This window comes from Kitasatospora sp. NPDC029367 (assembly GCF_055569135.1).
In genome coordinates, this window is the sequence record NZ_JBVHYH010000121.1 from 1 (window position 1) to 15,601 (window position 15,601).

The 15,601-nt window shown below is 73.6% G+C and carries 17 protein-coding genes; 12 read left to right on the plus strand and 5 right to left on the minus strand.

Annotated features, from left to right (window positions below; genetic code table 11):
* Positions 1-124 precede the first annotated feature (124 nt).
* A complete protein-coding gene (locus ACZ4W5_RS36675; RefSeq protein ID WP_360243293.1) occupies positions 125-1,297 on the minus strand; it encodes a permease in 1,173 nt (390 codons plus the stop codon).
* Between the two features lie 224 nt (positions 1,298-1,521).
* Here ACZ4W5_RS36675 and ACZ4W5_RS36680 point away from each other — a divergent pair, with 224 nt between their 5' ends.
* The 6 genes from ACZ4W5_RS36680 (at position 1,522) to ACZ4W5_RS36705 (ending at position 5,145) form a co-directional block, all read left to right on the plus strand.
* Positions 1,522-1,839 carry a hypothetical protein gene (locus ACZ4W5_RS36680; protein WP_402486713.1) on the plus strand — a complete coding sequence of 106 codons (318 nt, stop codon included), beginning with the start codon at positions 1,522-1,524 and terminating at the stop codon, positions 1,837-1,839.
* Positions 1,836-3,407 carry a hypothetical protein gene (locus ACZ4W5_RS36685; RefSeq protein ID WP_465659483.1) on the plus strand — a complete coding sequence of 524 codons (1,572 nt, stop codon included), beginning with the start codon at positions 1,836-1,838 and terminating at the stop codon, positions 3,405-3,407. Before ACZ4W5_RS36680 ends, ACZ4W5_RS36685 begins: the two co-directional genes overlap by 4 nt.
* Entirely contained in the window at positions 3,404-3,793 is a 390-nt protein-coding gene (locus ACZ4W5_RS36690; protein WP_402486719.1) for a hypothetical protein, read from the plus strand. The genes ACZ4W5_RS36685 and ACZ4W5_RS36690 overlap by 4 nt, the downstream gene beginning before the upstream one ends.
* Positions 3,790-4,299, plus strand: coding sequence for a hypothetical protein (locus ACZ4W5_RS36695; protein WP_465659485.1), 510 nt, complete (start codon positions 3,790-3,792; stop codon positions 4,297-4,299). Before ACZ4W5_RS36690 ends, ACZ4W5_RS36695 begins: the two co-directional genes overlap by 4 nt.
* A gap of 134 nt (positions 4,300-4,433) precedes the next feature.
* Positions 4,434-4,751 (plus strand): heavy-metal-associated domain-containing protein, encoded by a 318-nt coding sequence (locus tag ACZ4W5_RS36700; RefSeq protein ID WP_465659487.1) that lies wholly within the window; start codon positions 4,434-4,436, stop codon positions 4,749-4,751.
* A gap of 73 nt (positions 4,752-4,824) precedes the next feature.
* The gene (locus tag ACZ4W5_RS36705; protein WP_465659489.1) at positions 4,825-5,145 is read left to right on the plus strand and encodes a metal-sensitive transcriptional regulator; all 321 of its coding nucleotides are present in this window, start codon (positions 4,825-4,827) and stop codon (positions 5,143-5,145) included.
* Between the two features lie 172 nt (positions 5,146-5,317).
* Here the strand turns inward: ACZ4W5_RS36705 and ACZ4W5_RS36710 are convergent, their stop codons facing one another.
* Positions 5,318-5,920, minus strand: coding sequence for a TetR/AcrR family transcriptional regulator (locus ACZ4W5_RS36710; protein WP_465659491.1), 603 nt, complete (start codon positions 5,918-5,920; stop codon positions 5,318-5,320).
* A 112-nt stretch (positions 5,921-6,032) separates the two neighbouring features.
* On the opposite strand from ACZ4W5_RS36710, the gene ACZ4W5_RS36715 reads away from it, so the two are divergent.
* Complete coding sequence (locus tag ACZ4W5_RS36715; protein ID WP_465659493.1) at positions 6,033-7,712, plus strand: FAD-dependent monooxygenase; 1,680 nt, start codon at positions 6,033-6,035, stop codon at positions 7,710-7,712.
* A gap of 45 nt (positions 7,713-7,757) precedes the next feature.
* On the opposite strand, the gene ACZ4W5_RS36720 is transcribed toward ACZ4W5_RS36715, so the two are convergent.
* Complete coding sequence (locus ACZ4W5_RS36720) at positions 7,758-8,111, minus strand: DUF4345 domain-containing protein (protein ID WP_465659503.1); 354 nt, start codon at positions 8,109-8,111, stop codon at positions 7,758-7,760.
* Between the two features lie 198 nt (positions 8,112-8,309).
* On the opposite strand from ACZ4W5_RS36720, the gene ACZ4W5_RS36725 reads away from it, so the two are divergent.
* On the plus strand, positions 8,310-8,927 hold the full coding sequence (locus tag ACZ4W5_RS36725; protein WP_360243320.1) for a TetR/AcrR family transcriptional regulator: 618 nt from the start codon (positions 8,310-8,312) through the stop codon (positions 8,925-8,927).
* A gap of 132 nt (positions 8,928-9,059) precedes the next feature.
* On the plus strand, positions 9,060-10,286 hold the full coding sequence (locus tag ACZ4W5_RS36730; RefSeq protein WP_465659495.1) for a cytochrome P450: 1,227 nt from the start codon (positions 9,060-9,062) through the stop codon (positions 10,284-10,286).
* A 60-nt stretch (positions 10,287-10,346) separates the two neighbouring features.
* On the opposite strand, the gene ACZ4W5_RS36735 is transcribed toward ACZ4W5_RS36730, so the two are convergent.
* Entirely contained in the window at positions 10,347-11,564 is a 1,218-nt protein-coding gene (locus tag ACZ4W5_RS36735) for a Dyp-type peroxidase (protein ID WP_465659496.1), read from the minus strand.
* 31 nt (positions 11,565-11,595) lie between these two features.
* Here ACZ4W5_RS36735 and ACZ4W5_RS36740 point away from each other — a divergent pair, with 31 nt between their 5' ends.
* Complete coding sequence (locus ACZ4W5_RS36740; RefSeq protein ID WP_465659498.1) at positions 11,596-12,981, plus strand: right-handed parallel beta-helix repeat-containing protein; 1,386 nt, start codon at positions 11,596-11,598, stop codon at positions 12,979-12,981.
* A gap of 135 nt (positions 12,982-13,116) precedes the next feature.
* Here ACZ4W5_RS36740 and ACZ4W5_RS36745 read toward each other — a convergent pair whose 3' ends face one another.
* Positions 13,117-13,590: a MarR family winged helix-turn-helix transcriptional regulator gene (locus tag ACZ4W5_RS36745; RefSeq protein ID WP_360243332.1), complete on the minus strand. Its 474-nt coding sequence runs from the start codon at positions 13,588-13,590 to the stop codon at positions 13,117-13,119.
* Positions 13,591-13,748: 158 nt separating this feature from the next.
* On the opposite strand from ACZ4W5_RS36745, the gene ACZ4W5_RS36750 reads away from it, so the two are divergent.
* Both ACZ4W5_RS36750 and ACZ4W5_RS36755 read left to right on the plus strand, forming a co-directional pair.
* The gene (locus ACZ4W5_RS36750) at positions 13,749-14,951 is read left to right on the plus strand and encodes an MFS transporter (RefSeq protein WP_465659500.1); all 1,203 of its coding nucleotides are present in this window, start codon (positions 13,749-13,751) and stop codon (positions 14,949-14,951) included.
* 66 nt (positions 14,952-15,017) lie between these two features.
* Complete coding sequence (locus tag ACZ4W5_RS36755; RefSeq protein WP_465659501.1) at positions 15,018-15,458, plus strand: GlcG/HbpS family heme-binding protein; 441 nt, start codon at positions 15,018-15,020, stop codon at positions 15,456-15,458.
* The last annotated feature ends 143 nt before the right edge of the window (positions 15,459-15,601 follow it).

Below are 15,601 nucleotides of genomic sequence, written 5' to 3' on the forward strand. Positions count from 1 at the left end.
CGGTCTGGCCGAAAGGTGTGTTTTGCGGTTGGGCGTCTTTCCTTTGGTTGGGCTCCCCCCCCCCCCCCCCCCCCCCCCCGCGCCCGCCCCCCCCCCCCCCCCCCCCCCCCCCCCCCAGGCAGCCTCAGTGATGCTCGTGCCCCATGTGCCCCAGGTGTCCCTCCGCCTCCGGCGCCCCGCCCATCATCCGCAGCATCGCCCGCCCGCCGGTGCGGAAGAAGCGGACGAGCAGCGCCGCCGCCAGCAGCAGGAAGGCGATGTTGAGCCAGGTGGTGTAGTTCCACTCCACGCCCGACATCGGGATCTCGGCGTCCCGCTGGTCCGGCACCAGCCCCAGCCCGCCGAACAGCAGCTCCACCAGGTACCCGGCCGCCACCATCGCCGCGTAGAACGTCCCGAGCAGGAAGAGCGCCGTCCGCACCCCGTAGTACTTCCGGTAGATGTTCAGGATCGGCAGGATCAGCAGGTCCGCGAAGATGAACGCGACCACCCCGCCGAAGCTGATCCCGCCCTTCCACAGCACCACCGCCAGCGGCACGTTGCCGATCGAGCAGACGAAGGACGCGATCGCCACCAGTGGTCCGACCAGCGGTCCCCAGAGCTTCCCGGCCAGCGGGTGGTCGGCGAAGAAGAAGGCCTGCCAGAACGAGTCCGGGACCCACGCGGCGATCGCGCCGGCGATCAGCAGCCCGACCACCAGGTCCCGGAGGATCGCGGCCCACTCCATCACGAACACGTGCGACACCGACGTGAGGCCCTGCCGGGACAGCAGCCGCCGGGCGAAGGAGCCCTCCCCCGCGACGGACATGTCCATCGCGGCGTGGCCCTCCATCGAACCCGCCCGCCCGTACGACGCCTGTTCGCGGGCCTCCCGGAGCAGTCGGTCGCGCAGGAAGAGCCGGAACAGCAGGGCGAGCAGCAGGATCATCACCGGCCCGCCGACGAACTCGGCCGCCGTGAACTGCCAGCCCAGCAACAGGGCCAGGATCACGCCGAGTTCGACCACCAGGTTGGTCGAGGCGATCTCGAAGGCCATCGCCGCCGTGAAGTCCGCGCCCTTGCGGAACAGCGAGCGCGCCAGGGCGACCGCCGCGTAGGAGCAGGAGGAGGACGCCGCCCCGAGGGCCGAGGCGACGGCGAGGGTGCGCGGACGGTCGTCGCCGAGCAGTCGCACCACGGTGGACTTGTGGACGACGGCCTGGACGACGGCGGAGAGCAGGAAGCCGAGGACCAGGGCCCAGGTGATCTCCCAGGTCATCGCCCCGGCGATGGCGAGCGCGTGCAGGATCGCGTGCATGGTGGTGGTCCGCCTTCCTCAGTCCCCGTCGGCGAACGTATACCCGTACGGGGTATTCCGCCACCACGGCGCGCCGATCCGCCGCACACCGCCCCCGCCCCCCAGGCCGCCGCCCCCGCCCCCGGGCTGGCTCCGCAACCGCGCCTCCCCCGGATGCGTCTATGCTCATCGGTCGTGTTCGTCCGAGCACGGCGAGCGGGCAACTGCAGGAGGGGGAGCGGTCGATGGGGGATCAACCGACCGGCTACACGGTCCATCCCGACGCGCTGGACGGCGTGACGACGGCACTCGGAAACGTCGCGACCGACCTGACGTCGGCGGGCCAGGCCTACACCGCGAAGGCGGTGCACCCGGCCGCCGACTTCGGCGAGTTCGGAGTGGACCAGGCCTGGTCGGGCTTCGACACCAAGTGGGCGCAGGAACTGCAGGTCACCCAGCGGGCCGTGACGGAACTGGTCCAGAAGATGTCGACGACCAGCGCCAACTACCGCGCCGCGGAGACCAAGGTCGCCACCGAGATGACCCCGGCCGGGGCCCGATGAGCAAGGTCGCGGACCTGCAGAAGGCGCAGCAGGCCATCACCCACCCCGGCTCCGGCCTCTTCCTCGGCATCGAACTGCTCGGCGCGATCGACAAGGCCCTGGCCGTACCGGGGCCGGCCGGGAACCCCGGCACCATCCGCGAGCGGGCCAAGGAGTACGCGGAGACCGCGAAGGCCTACGCCAAGGCGTCCACCGACCTCGGGTCGGTCGCCGACAAGGAGCTGCCGAACGCCTGGACCGGCTCGGTCGCCCAGAACGCCACCCAGTCCATCAAGGCGCTGGCGAACGAACTGACCGTCTCCCAGAAGACCCTGGAGCAGGCGTCCACCCAGCTGAACGCCTGGGCGGACGCCCTGGAAGCGGCCCGGAACACCGACGCCCAGGGCATCACCGCGCTGGAGAACATCCAGAAGTCGCTCGGCCACGACGCCTTCGACGTGGGCAAGGCCATCGCCGCCATCGATCCCGCCAACACCGCCGTGGGCACCCGGATCGCCGCCGCCCAGGCGGCGGAGAGCAGCGGCACCCGCACCGCGAGCCTGCTCAACCAGCTCGCCGCCAAGGCCCGTACCGAGCGGGCGGGGCAGGGGACGGTCGACCCGCTCGCGGCGCTGGTCATGGCCAACGAGAAGGGGCCCGGCGGCAACGAGGACGGCGACTACATCCTCTCCGCCAACCAGCTCGACCGCGCCGAACAGGCCCTGTCCGTGATGGGCGGCGCCGACCAACTCGCCTTCCAGAAGCTGGTGTCCGGCGCCAAGTCACCCGAGGAGGCCGCCTACCTCTGGAAGGCCCTGGCCGCCGGCCACTCGATCCCGGACATCCAGCAGTTCGCCGCCCAGATCCACCCCCACGGCGACGACCCGGTCTGGCTGTCCGATCACCTCGTCCCGGCCCTCGGCTCGGACCCCGCCCAGCAGGAGTCCACCACGAGCCAGGTGGGGCTCACCTACAAGGGCACCGTGATCCTCGGCAACCGTCAGATCTACGACCAGGGCGGCTACAACGACTGCGTCGCCGCCTCCACCGTGGTCGCGGGCCTCAAGCTCGACCCGGTGACGATGCTCCAGGTCACCACCGGCAACATGCCCGACGTCCCGGGAGCCGACTCGCCCCAGTACTTCCAGCAGCGCCTCCAGCAGCTGTACCTCGGCCAGTACAAGCAGGGCCAGCTGGCCAACGGCAACGAGAAGATCTACCCCGACGACACCGGGGGGATCGGCCCCAAGGGCAACACCTTCCTCGCCGACCAGAACCTCGGCAAGGCCACCGGCTCGACCTACGAGTACGTCAACCTGAGCACCGACGACGACCGGCGCACGGCCGTCGCCCGGATCGAGAAGGCCGTGGACGAGGGCAAGCCGGTGCCGTTCTGCACCACCGGCAAGGCCGGCGCCCACCAGATGGTCATCGTCGCCCGTGACGGCGACCGGCTCCAGGTCTACAACCCGTGGGGCCACTCGGAGTGGGTCACGGAGGACCAGTTCATCCACAGCCAGATGAACGCCGGCGGCATCACCAACAATGAGGAAATGAACACGCCCTACGGCGCGGAGCTGCCGAAATGACCGACATCCTGCCCGACACCGAGCTGATGACCGGCTACGACGTCGAGGCCGCCCTCACCCGCGGCCTGCTGATCGACGGCACCCCGCGCCGGGTGCTCTTCTCCGAGGCCGCGATCGCCGCCTCCTACCAGGCCGAGCGCCTGGGCATCGGCCCCCATCCGCTGTACTTCCTCGCCCAGTACGTCCGGGCCGGCGGCATCGCCGCCGCGCTCGACCTGTCCGAACCGGTGATCGGCCGGGAGCCGGGCGAGCTGGTCCGCGGCTGGCTGCGCGCGGCCGCGGCCGGCGGGGCGGACCTGCGGCGCGACGTCCTGTTCGCCCGCTGGCTGGCCGAGGTCGCACTGCTCATCACCATGCGTCGTCGGGTCCGGGAGGAAGGCCGGTGAGGCGCCGGATCACCACCGCCGTGGTCGCGCTCCTGGCCGCCGCCCTGCTGCTCGTCTCCTACCTCGACGGCTGGTGGTCCGACTCCGACCCGGCCGCCACCAGGGCCGCCGACTCGGCCGCCACCCGGCCGCAGCAGGAGGTCACCCTCCCCGGCGACGGGTGGACCGCCACCTCCCCGTACCCGCCCAGCACGGTGACCCTCGCGGTCGGACAGCGGCTCGGGGTGCGGACGACCGGGGGTGCCCTGTCGCACCGCTGGTACCTCGGTGCGGCGGGCGACGGCAAAGTGCTGCGCCCGGGGCCGGACTTCGTCATCACCCCCTGCCCGACGAACCCGCCCGTACCCGGCTGCGCCCCGGAGTTCGACCTGACCTTCGAGGCGCTGACGCCCGGCACCACCACACTGACCTGGCTGTTCGGCCAGGGAGGCTGCGTGGCCGGCGTGCCGAGGTACCCGGCGGAGCGCTGCGACATCTCCAAGAGCGTCCAGATCACCGTCCGCTGACGCCCGGCTCCTCCCCCGCGGCCGGCTTCCGACACCCCTTCAATTACCCTAGGGGGGTATGGTATGTTCTCGAGCGAAGCAGCCGCCCGGGACACTCCGGAAGGCATCGCACACACTGACGACAGGAGCACACCATGAGCGAGACCACCGTCGCCGTCGAGCCGTCCGCCACCGAGGGCTCCTGCTGCGGCTCGTGCGGCACCGGCGCCGCCGCGGCCCCCGCCGCCAGCACCGCCGAGCGCACCGTCCTCCAGGTGACGGGCATGACCTGCGGACACTGCGTCAGCTCGGTGACCGCCGAGCTCAAGAAGGTCGCCGGGGTCACCGAGGTCGCAGTCGACCTCGCCACCGGCCGGGTCACCGTCGACAGCACCGCCCCGCTGGCCGACGCCGAGCTCGCCGCCGCCATCGACGAGGCCGGCTACGACCTGGCCGGCCGCCTCGAAGCCTGACGCCCCGTCGGCCCGGACGCCCGCGCCCCGCGCCCCGTCCGGGCCGACTCCCCGCCCACCCCGCCCCGATAGAGTGAGAGAACTCCTCACCGCACGGGAACCGGAGACGGCCATGGCCAGCTACAGCCCCCACAAGGACGACTTCCTCAAGCGGCTCCGCCGCATCGAGGGCCAGATCCGCGGCCTGCAGCGCATGGTCGAGCAGGACACGTACTGCATCGACGTCCTCACCCAGGTCTCCGCAGCCAGCCGCGCCCTCCAGTCCTTCGCCCTGCAACTCCTGGACGAGCACATCGAATGCTGCGTCCGCGACGCCATCGCCGAGGGCGGCCAGGAGGCGAACGCCAAGATCCGCGAGGCCAACCAGGCCATCGCCCGCCTGGTCCGCTCCTGACCCGGCCCCGGACTCGGACCCGAACCCGGACCCGACCCGGGGCCCGCACGCACCGACGCCCTCCGGCGGCACATCGCCGCCGGAGGGCGTTCGTCATTACGGGGTAGGGGTATCCGCGGCCCGATGGGCCCTACCCTCCGGCCCCTGCCCTCCGGCCCCTACCCTCCGGCCGCTACCCTCCGGCCGGCACCCGGAGCAGCGGCAGGACGATCTCGTCCAGCACCTCGGCGACCACCTGGTCGGACGGCACCGAACCGCCCATCAGGAAGGCGTCGCGCAGCAGGTCCAGCGGCAGCGAGAGGACCCGCGGGGTGAGCCGGGCCGGGTCGACCTCGCCCCGCTCGGCGGCCCGGTGCATGATCGTGGCCAGCGCGTCCACCGGCCCGTCCGCGGTAAGGCCCCGGTGGAAGACGACGCGCAGTTCGGGGTCGCGCATCAGGTCGACCAGGAAGCCATGGACGGCGTCGGTCGGCAGGTCGTCGAAGCGGTGCAGCAGGCTGCCCAGCAGGACCGACAGGTCGGTGCGCAGGTCACCGGTGTCCGGGGGTTCCCGGAAGTCCGGGGCGTTGCGGCCGAGGGCGGCGACCACCAGTTCCACCCGGTTCGGCCAACGGCGGTAGAGCACCGGCTTGCTGGTGCGGGCGCGGGCGGCGACGCCGTCCATGGTGAGCCGGTCGTAGCCGTGCTCGGCCAGTTCGGCCCAGACGGCGTCCAGGATCGCCCGTTCCAGTTCGTCCCCGCGCCGCCGCGGGGCGCCCGTTCTGCCGCTCGCCACCGGTTTCCGCACCCGACCCTCGTAGACACGTTGCGTTTCTTATCGAGGACAGCCTACAGTCAAGAGCAGGAAACGCGCCGTATCTTATGGCCGAATGACAGGGGCGTCCGCCATGCGCGCTGCACTCTCGCACGACTCCACACCCACCACCGACGTGCTGATCGTCGGCGCCGGCCCGGTCGGGCTCACCCTGGCCATCGGGCTGGCCCGGGCCGGCGTCGACTGCCGGATCATCGAGCGGGACGACGCGTTCCGCACCGCCGGCGTCCGCGGCAAGGGCGTCAACCCGCGCACCCTGGAGGTGTTCGACGACCTCGGCGTGGTCGCCCGGATCCTCGACCGGGGCGTGCTCGACCTCAAGGTCCGCGCCTACGAAGGCACCCGGCTGGTCCAGGAGTTCGACCCCGGGGCCACCCGGCCGACGACCCCCGACCGCCCGTACGCCGGCATGCTGATGATCGCCCAGCACCACACCGAGGCCGTCCTGCGCGACCGGCTCGCCGAGTACGGCGTCAAGGTCGAGACCGGTAGCGAACTAACCGACTGCACCCAGGACTCCGACCACGCCTACGCCCAGGACGCCGCTGGCATCCAGGACACCGCCGGTGCCCGGGACACCGCCGGCGTGCTCGCCACCGTCCGGCAGGGCGACCGGACGGCGCAGCTGCGCGCCCGCTTCCTGGTCGGCTGCGACGGCGGCCGCAGCACCGTCCGCAAGCTGGCCGGCATCCCCTTCCTCGGCGAGACCTGGGAGGAGGAGCGCTTCATCATGGCCTCGATGGACCTGGACGGCCTGGACCCCGACCACATGCACCTCTGGAACCACCCGAAGTTCGGCGCCGGCGCCATGGCGATCGTCCCGATGCGGCAGGACGGCAAGTGGGCGGTGCACGCCGCCGTCGAACCGGACGAGCACGGCGAGCTGCCCGCGCCCACCCTGGAGACCTTCCGCCGGCTCTTCGCCGAACGGGCCGGGCTGCCCGGGGTCCGGATGCACGAGCCGATCTGGTCCACCGTCTGGCGCCCCACCGTCCGGCTGGTCGAGCGCTACCGCGACGGCCGGGTGCTGCTCGCCGGGGACGCCGCCCACTGCCAGTCCGCGGCGGGCGGCCAGGGCATGAACACCGGCATCCAGGACGCCCACAACCTGGCCTGGAAGCTCGCCGCCGTGCTGCGCGGCGCGCCCGCGGAGCTGCTCGACAGCTACCAGGAGGAGCGCCGGCCGATCGCCCTGGCCGGCCTCGCCGCCACCTCCGCCCACCACAAGGCGGCGTTCCGGGGCGACGGTGCCACGGTGCTGACCGAACAGTTCCGCACCCTGGCCGTCCAGGGCGCCGACCTCACCGGGCTCTCGATCGACTACCGCGGCGGCCCGCTCGGCCGGGACCTGGACGAGGCCACCGGCATCCGGGCCGGCGACCGGGCCCCGGACGCGCCCTGTACCACGTGGGACGGAACGCCGGTCCGGCTGTTCGACCTGTTCCGCGGCCCGCACTTCACCCTGTTGGCCTTCGGCGACCACCCGGCCCCGGCCGGCCCGGCCCACCCGTCCGACCAGTCCGGCCAGTCCGGCCAGTCCGACCCGGCCGGCCCGACCGCCCGATCCGTGCCCCAGGACCTCCCCGGCCTGCGGGTCGCCGCCGTCCGCGACCCCGACGGCCACGCCGCCCGCGCGTACGGGCTGCGCGGCGAGGCCGTGGTGCTGGTCCGACCGGACGGGTACGTCTCGCTCACCGGCGCGAGCGTCGACCGGACCACCCTCACCGAGCACCTGCGGGCCTTCGCGGTCTGACCCGCCCGTGCCCCGACCGCCCTGACCGGGCGGGCACCCGGAGGCTCAGCCCCGGGCGGCCCGCTCGTCCGCGTCGGCGAGCCAGAAGTACACCGCCGGGAGCCCGAGTTCGATCCCCATCAGCACCAGCTGGAACCAGTGCGGCCGCCCGTCCACCGCCAGGCCGAGCACCCGGCCGAGGCCGCCCAGCAGGAGCACCGCCGTCAGCCACCGCACCTCCCGTGCGGGCACCGGCACCTGCCGGGCGGCCCGGATCCAGGCCACGCCGTACCCGGCGAAGACCGCGCCCATGAAGCGGCCGAAGCTGTCGACCGTCGGGCCCGGGTCCGGGATCCCGGGGAAGCCCACCGGCCCGCCCAGCAGGTGCTCGAACCCGATCGCCACGCAGGCGACCCCCATCGTCCAGGCGAGCACCCGCAGTGCCTTCGCCTTCGCCCTTCCCTGCGCCTGCGCCGTTCCCCGCGCCTGTGCCTGCGCCTTCGCCTTCGCCATGAGCCGACCACCCATCACCCGTCGGACGCCAGTAGACACGTGTCCACCAACGCTTCCACCAAGCTAGCGCCCACTACTGGACACCTGTCAAGTAGCCTGTGCCGCATGTCCGTTCACGAGCGCCGCCGACGCCTCTCCCCCGCCGAACGCCGCGCCCAGCTGCTCGCCGTCGGCGCCCGGGCCTTCGCCGCCCGGCCGTACGCCGACGTGCTGATGGAGGAGGTCGCCGAGCAGGCCGGGGTCTCCCGCGCGCTGCTCTACCGGCACTTCGCCGGCAAGCGCGAACTGTTCGCGGCCGTCCACCGGCAGGCCTCGGACGACCTGCTGGCCCGGACCAGGTTCGACCCGGCGGACACCCTGGTCGAGCAGCTGATCGAGGGCCTGGACGCCCATCTCGACCACTTCGTCGCCAACCGGCACACCGTGCTGGCCGCCAACCGCGAGCTGGCCGGGGACCCGGTCGTCCAGACCATCATCACCGAGGAACTGGACGCCCTGCGCGCCCGACTGCTCGCCGTCCTGCCGCTGGCGGACCAGGACGGCCGCCTCGCCGTCTCCCAAGTCCTGCGCAGCTGGCTGGTGTTCGTCCGGGTGCTGGTCGTGGACTGGCTGACCGAGCCGAGCTGCACTCGGACGGAGCTGCGCGACACCTGCATCGGCGCCGTGCTGGGCGCGGTGCGGCCGCTGCTGCCGGTCGACCCGGCACCCGAGTGGGGGCGTTGAGACCACGTACGGAGGGTTCGGGGGCGTAGCATCGGGCCGAAACGGGAAAACCGTCAGAAGGATCCAATTCCCTCAGAAAATATGACAGTTGGATGCCCGTGCCCCGCAGCGCCGCCGACCCCGAAGGGTTCCATGTCCTCCCCCGCAGCCGACACCGGCACCGACACCCCGCCCCCACCGCTCCACCGGCTCCCGTTCACCCCCGCCCGGCCGCCGCACCCGACCACCCTCCCGGACGGCACCCCCGCCTGGCTCGTCACCCGCTACCACGACGTCCGGCAGGTCCTCGGCGACCCCCGCCTCACCCGGAACGACCTGCACGAGGTCGGCACCGCGGGCAGCACCGCCGACGTCGCCGCCAACCCCGCCTCGCTGTTCAACCAGGACGGCGCCGCCCACCGCCGCCTGCGCGCCACCGTCCAGCGGGCGTTCACCCCGCGCGCCATCGCGAGCTGGCAGCCCTGGGTCGCGGCCGCCGTCCAGCAGTCCGTGGACGCGCTGCTCGCCGCCGGACCGCCCGCCGACCTGGTCACCGCCTTCACCCGACCGGTGCCCTTCGCCGTCACCGCCCGGCTGATGGGCCTGGACGGCGACGGCCCGGACCGCCTGGACGAAGGGCGACTGCGGCACTGGACCCTCGCCCTGCTCGCCCAGGGCGGCGGCGACCAGGAACCGGACCAGGCCGAACAAGCCGGACGGACCGAGGCCCTCGCCGAATTCGGCGCGTTCACCGAGGAGTTGATCGAACGCCGGCGCCGCAGCCCCGGCCCGGACCTGGTCAGCCGACTGGTGCAGGCCGCCGACCGGGACGGCGGCGTCCCCGAGGACGCGCTCGCCTTCCTCGTCCTCGGCCTCACCGCCAGCGGCAACGAGAGCGTCACCGGCGCCCTCGGCAACGCCCTGGTCTACCTCCTGGCCGAGCGCCCCGAGCACTGGCGCCGGCTCACCGACCCGGTGGTCACCGAGCACACCGCCGAACGCCTGCTGCACTACATCCCGTTGGGGGACGACGAGGCCACCCTCCGCCGCGCCACCGCCCCGGTCGACGTCGGCGGCGTGACCGTCCCGGCCGGGGCCGTGGTCGCCGCGAGCCTCGGCAGCGCCAACCGGGATCCCGCGGTCTTCCCCGGCGGGATCGAGGCCGACCTGGGCACGCCGCTCGACGCACCCACCCTCGCGTTCAGCGTCGGCCCGCACTACTGCATCGGCGCCTGGCGGGTCCGCCTCGAACTGCGCGAATCGCTCCGCCGGTTGGCCACCGCCCTGCCCGGCCTCCGCCTCACCGTCCCGCTGGAGCAGCTGAGTTGGCAGCTGGGCGGCACCACCCGCAGCCCGGCCGCGATCCCGGTCACCTGGTGAGGCCGCCCGGCCGCCGCCCAACCGCTCGGCCCCGCCGCTCGACCGCTCGACCCCGCCCCGTCACCCCCACAACCCCTCGCCCAGCACCCCGCCCTCCCGCACCCCCGGCAGCACGTAGGCCACCGCGGAAGCCGTGTGCACCAGGAACGGATTGAGCGCGTCCTTGGCCGCCAGCCGGTTCTGCACCCGGGTGAACTGCGCCGGGTCCCGCACGAAGGCGCAGAACAGCAGCCCCCGGTCGTCGGGGGCGTCGTCGTAGCTGTAGCCGCGCCTCAGCATCCGGGCGCCGGAGTCGAGCCGGGGGCTGCTGAGCCGGACGTGGGCGCTGTTGGGGATGACGTACGAGCCGTCCGGGTTCTTGGCGTAGATGTCCGGGTCCTCGTGCTCGGCCCTACCGGTGAGCGGGGCGCCGTCGCCGCGCCGGCGGCCCATGGCCAGGTCGCGCCGGTCCTCCGGGAGGGCGGCGAAAGCGGCGGTGTCCATCCGGATCCGGCGGTAGACCAGGACGGTGCCGTGCTCGTACGGGCCGGGCGGGCCCCAGACCCACTGCTGGGCCTCGGCCGGGCTCGGGTTGGCGGTGCCGTCCTTGTAGCCGAAGAGGTTGCGCGGGGTGGTCCCCGCGGGCGTGCGCGGCAGGAAGCCGGGCTGGCTCCAGCGCACCGTCGCGCCCGCCGACTTGGCCGCGCCGCCGAGGAGTTCGGCCACAACGGTGAGCGGCCAGCGGTCCGCGGCGCACAGCTGGACCACCAGGTCACCGCCGCCGCGGGCCTGGTCCAGCCGGTCCCCGGGGAAGGCCGGGAGCTCCGCCAGCGCGGGCGGGACGTTCAGCCCGAGCCGGGCGGCCAGCCCCGGCCCGACCCCGACCAGGCTGCTCAGTCGCGCCGGTTCGCCGTCCCGCAGCCGGGGATCGGCCGGGCTGCCGCCCGTCGCGTCGGCCAGTACCCGGGTCAACTCCCCCAGCAGGGAGCGCAGTACGGTCCGCCCGTCGGAGGTGGCGGCGGGCGCCAGGTCGAGGGCGAGCAGCAGGGTGGCGGGCTGCTGCGGGGCCGTCACCCCGGCCTGCCGGTCGCCGTGGAACGGCGTCTCCGGCAGCGCCGGTAGTGACGGGGGCGCCGGGGGCGGCGATGGCGCGGCGGACGGCCCGCGCCCCAGCGCCACGGCCCCTGCGCCGACCCCGGCGGCCAGCACCGCGCCGCCGCCCGCGATCAGCGTCCTCCGGTCCACCCCGCCCCTGGCGGCTCCCGGCTGTTTCCGCGCCTTTCCGGTTTCGGCATGCATGACCGACATTGGAGACGATAGAACACCCCGTATGCAACTTTTGACCGTCCGTCAATCCGCCTCCGAAGCACCACGGCACCGTCCGCGCCGCTCCAGCGGTCCGGTCCGCCCGCGCGGCGCCGTCCGCGCCCTGCCCGCCCTGCTGGTCGCCGCCCTCGCCCTGACCGGCTGCTCCTCGGCCAGCGGCCCCTCCTCGGACGCCCGCCACCCGGAGGGCACCGTGGTCCGCGTCCCGCAGGACTTCCCGTCCGTCCAGAAGGCCGTGGACGTCGCCCGCGAGGGCGACACCGTCCTGGTCTCCCCCGGGACGTACCAGGAGAGCGTGCGGATCACCAAGCCCCGGATCGTGCTGCGCGGCACCGACCGCAACTCGGTGGTGCTGGACGGCGGCGTGCGGCTGGTCAACGGGGTCACCGTCACCGGCGCCGGCTCGGTGGTGGAGAACCTCACCGTGCACGGCTACCTCGCCAACGGCGTGCTGTTCACCGGCGTCACCGACGAGAAGCTCCAGCAGCGCGGCGCCGGCGGCTCCGCCTACAACCCGCTGGACACCACCCGCTTCCCCGCCCTCCAGGGCTTCCGGGCGACGAGGGTCACCGCCTACAACAACGGCCTGTACGGGATCTACGCCTTCGACGCCCGGGCCGGGATCATCGAGGACTCCTACGCCTCCGGCGGCGCCGACTCCGGTGTCTACGTCGGGCAGTGCAAGCCCTGCGACACCCTGGTGCGCCGCAACACCGTGGAGCGCAACGCGGTCGGCATCGAGATCACCAACGCCTCGGACAACCTCTGGTTCCTCGGCAACCGGGTGGTCGGCAACCGGGTCGGCGTCACCGTCAACTCCAACGACCTGGAAGCCCTCGCCCCCCAGCACGGCGCCGTGATCGCCGGGAACGCCGTCACCGACAACAACGCCTCCGACACCCCCGAGCAGGCCGACGGCGGCTTCGGCATCGGCATCGGGATCGGCGGCGGCACCGCGAACCGGGTCGAGCGCAACCTGGTCAAGGGCAACCGCTCGGCCGGCGTGATCGTCACCGACCCGCCCGGACACCCGGCCGCCGGCAACCTGGTCAAGGGCAACCGCACCGAGGGCAACGGCATCGACCTCGTGCTCGCCTCCGCTGACCCGGGCAACTGCTTCACCGGCAACCAGCCCGCCACCCAGAGCCCGGACGACCTGGAGAGCCGGGCCGCCTGCGACGCACAGAGCCGCAGCCCGCTCGCGACCGGCCGGGCCGCCCCGGTCCAGGCCCCGCCCGGCGTGCCGTTCAACCAGGTCCAGGCGCCGCCCGCCCAGCCCTCACTGCCGGACCCCAACGCCCCCGCCCGCCCGGCCACCGACCTGCCCGGCCCGGTCGACCCGGACGCCTACCCGCTCCCGGCGACCGCCGACGCCGTCCTCCCGCACTGACCCGCGGCGGCGGCGCGACGGCCGCTCCCCACGCAACACGGGCGGGCCCACGGCACAGCGAGTGCCGCGGGCCCGCCCGACGCCTTTCCCCGTACGCCCCGCCCGTGCGCCTTCCCCCAGGCCACTCAGCGCCGCTCAGGGCCGCCGCAGCAATGCAGGCGGGTCGACCGCCTCGACGGCCGCGACCAGCGGGGCCAGCTCCGGGTTGCGGGCGGCCTCGTCGAGCGCCTCGCGCAGCGCGGTGTCATTGGTCGGCCGGGCCTGCGCCAGGAGCCGCAGGCCGTCCTCGCTCACGTCGGTGTAGATGCCGCGGCGGTCGGTGGGGCAGAGGTAGCGGGCGAGCAGCCCGCGGTCCTCCAGCCGGGAGACCAGCCGGGTGGTGGCGCTCTGGCTGAGCACGACCGCGTCGGCGACCTGCTTCATCTGGAGGTGCCCGCCCTCGCCGTCGTGCTGGCGGCTGAGCACGTCGAGCAGCGAGTACTCGCGCACGCTCAGGTCGTGCTCCGCCTGGAGGGCGCGCTCGATGTGCGCCTCGATCCGGCCGTACAGGACGTACAGGGCGGCCCAGCCGTTGGCGAGGGCGGTCAGCGCAGGGTCCGTGGCGGTCATCGGCACGGCCTCCTTCCAGGTACGAACCAGGTACGGGCAGGCCTCCAGTTTAGGCCTCGGGCATGTCGAGGGTGAATGCCCGCACTTGCCCATAGCCAGCGCTTGCAACTATTGTCGAGGCACGTAAGGCGCACTAGCAATCGCACGGAGGTCGCGCCATGCCCCTCGCACTTCTCGCCCTGGCCATCGGGGCCTTCGGGATAGGAACCACCGAGTTCGTGATCATGGGCCTGCTGCCCCAGATCGCGGACGACTACGGCGTGGCCGTCCCCACCGCCGGCCTACTGGTCACCGGCTACGCACTCGGCGTGGTCGTCGGCGCCCCGCTGATGACCGTGCTCGGCACCCGGATCAGCCGCAAGACCATGCTCATGCTGCTGATGGGCCTGTTCGTCATCGGCAACCTGCTGTCCGCCGTCGCCCCCAGCTTCCCGCTGATGCTCGCCGGGCGGATCGTGACCTCGCTGGCCCACGGCGCGTTCTTCGGCATCGGCTCGGTCGTCGCCGCCGAACTCGTCGCCCCGCAGAAGAAGGCCGGCGCCATCGCCACCATGTTCACCGGGCTCACCGTCGCCAACATCGTCGGCGTCCCGCTGGGCACCTTCATAGGCCAGGCCGTCGGCTGGCGCACCACCTTCACCGGCGTCGCCGCCCTCGGACTGCTCGGCCTGCTCGGCATCGGCAAGCTGGTCCCCAGCCTGCCCCGCCCCGAAGGGGCCCGCCTGCGTGGCGAGTTGACCGCCTTCCGCAATCCCCAGGTGCTGCTCGCGATGGCGATGACCGTCCTCGGCTTCGGCGGGGTCTTCGCCGCGATCACCTACATCGCCCCGATGATGACCGACACCGCCGGCTACTCCGAGGGCGCGGTCACCTGGCTGCTGGTGCTGTTCGGCGTCGGGATGTTCCTCGGCAACCTGCTCGGCGGCAGGTTCGCCGACCGCAGGCTGATGCCCCTGCTCTACACCACCCTCGGCGGGCTGGCCGTCGTCCTGGCCCTGTTCACCCTCACCGCGCACGACAAGGTCGCCGCCGCCGTGACGATCCTGCTGGTCGGCGCCCTCGGCTTCGCCACCGTCCCCCCGTTGCAGAAGCGCGTCCTCGACCAGGCCCACGGCGCTCCCACCCTCGCCTCCGCCGTCAACATCGGCGCCTTCAACCTCGGCAACGCCCTGGCGGCCTGGCTCGGCGGCCTGGTCATCTCGGCCGGCCTCGGCTACACCGCCCCCAACTGGGTCGGCGCCCTGCTCGCCGCAGCCGCCCTGCTGCTCGCCCTCTGGTCCGCCGCCCTCGAACGCCGCGACCGGCACCGGGCCGCCACCACCGGCACCGCCGCCGCACCCCGGACGCCCGTCCACCACTGACCGCCCGCCCCCTTACCCCCTCCCTTCCCCGTTCCCAGTTCCCAGTTCCCCAGGAGCAGCGCCGCCATGAGCACCACCGCCCCGACCACCCCGACCGCCCTGACCACCACCGAGGCCGAGGCCCTGGTCCGAGCCGCCCACACCGCCGCCGAGGCCGCCGGGGTGACCGTCAGCGTCACCGTCCTGGACGCCGGCGGGCACCTGCTGGCCTTCCGCCGCGACGACCGCGCCGTGCTGATCTCCGGCGAGACCAGCACCCGCAAGGCCTACACCGCGCTCCAGTTGGACGCCCCGACCGCCGACCTGGTCGACCTGGTGAAGCCGGACGGCCCGTTCCACTCGCTGCCGACCGCCCTGGACCGCCCACTGCTGTTCATCGCCGGCGGCCTCCCGGTCCGCCGCGACGGCCGGCTGGTCGGCGCCCTCGGCATCGGCGGCGGCGCCCCGGAGCAGGACCACCGCTTCGCCACCACCGCCCTCGCCGCCGTCGGCACCCTTGCCGCCTAAAGCCTGACGCGTGACGCCTTACGCCTGACACCCCCTTACAACGGCCGTGGGGGGGGGGGGGGGGGGGGGGGGGGGGGGGGGGGGGGGGCGGGGGAGGGGGGGGGGGGGGGGGGGGGGGGGGGGGGGGGGGGGGGGGGGGGGGG

Coding starts and splice junctions, on each gene's coding strand:
- ACZ4W5_RS36675 (WP_360243293.1), bottom strand. CDS start 1,297: ATGCACGCGATCCTGCACGCGCTCGCCATCGCCGGGGCGATGACCTGG.
- ACZ4W5_RS36680 (WP_402486713.1), top strand. CDS start 1,522: ATGGGGGATCAACCGACCGGCTACACGGTCCATCCCGACGCGCTGGAC.
- ACZ4W5_RS36685 (WP_465659483.1), top strand. CDS start 1,836: ATGAGCAAGGTCGCGGACCTGCAGAAGGCGCAGCAGGCCATCACCCAC.
- ACZ4W5_RS36690 (WP_402486719.1), top strand. CDS start 3,404: ATGACCGACATCCTGCCCGACACCGAGCTGATGACCGGCTACGACGTC.
- ACZ4W5_RS36700 (WP_465659487.1), top strand. CDS start 4,434: ATGAGCGAGACCACCGTCGCCGTCGAGCCGTCCGCCACCGAGGGCTCC.
- ACZ4W5_RS36715 (WP_465659493.1), top strand. CDS start 6,033: ATGCGCGCTGCACTCTCGCACGACTCCACACCCACCACCGACGTGCTG.
- ACZ4W5_RS36720 (WP_465659503.1), bottom strand. CDS start 8,111: ATGGGGGTCGCCTGCGTGGCGATCGGGTTCGAGCACCTGCTGGGCGGG.
- ACZ4W5_RS36725 (WP_360243320.1), top strand. CDS start 8,310: ATGTCCGTTCACGAGCGCCGCCGACGCCTCTCCCCCGCCGAACGCCGC.
- ACZ4W5_RS36730 (WP_465659495.1), top strand. CDS start 9,060: ATGTCCTCCCCCGCAGCCGACACCGGCACCGACACCCCGCCCCCACCG.
- ACZ4W5_RS36735 (WP_465659496.1), bottom strand. CDS start 11,564: ATGCATGCCGAAACCGGAAAGGCGCGGAAACAGCCGGGAGCCGCCAGG.
- ACZ4W5_RS36740 (WP_465659498.1), top strand. CDS start 11,596: ATGCAACTTTTGACCGTCCGTCAATCCGCCTCCGAAGCACCACGGCAC.
- ACZ4W5_RS36745 (WP_360243332.1), bottom strand. CDS start 13,590: ATGACCGCCACGGACCCTGCGCTGACCGCCCTCGCCAACGGCTGGGCC.
- ACZ4W5_RS36750 (WP_465659500.1), top strand. CDS start 13,749: ATGCCCCTCGCACTTCTCGCCCTGGCCATCGGGGCCTTCGGGATAGGA.
- ACZ4W5_RS36755 (WP_465659501.1), top strand. CDS start 15,018: ATGAGCACCACCGCCCCGACCACCCCGACCGCCCTGACCACCACCGAG.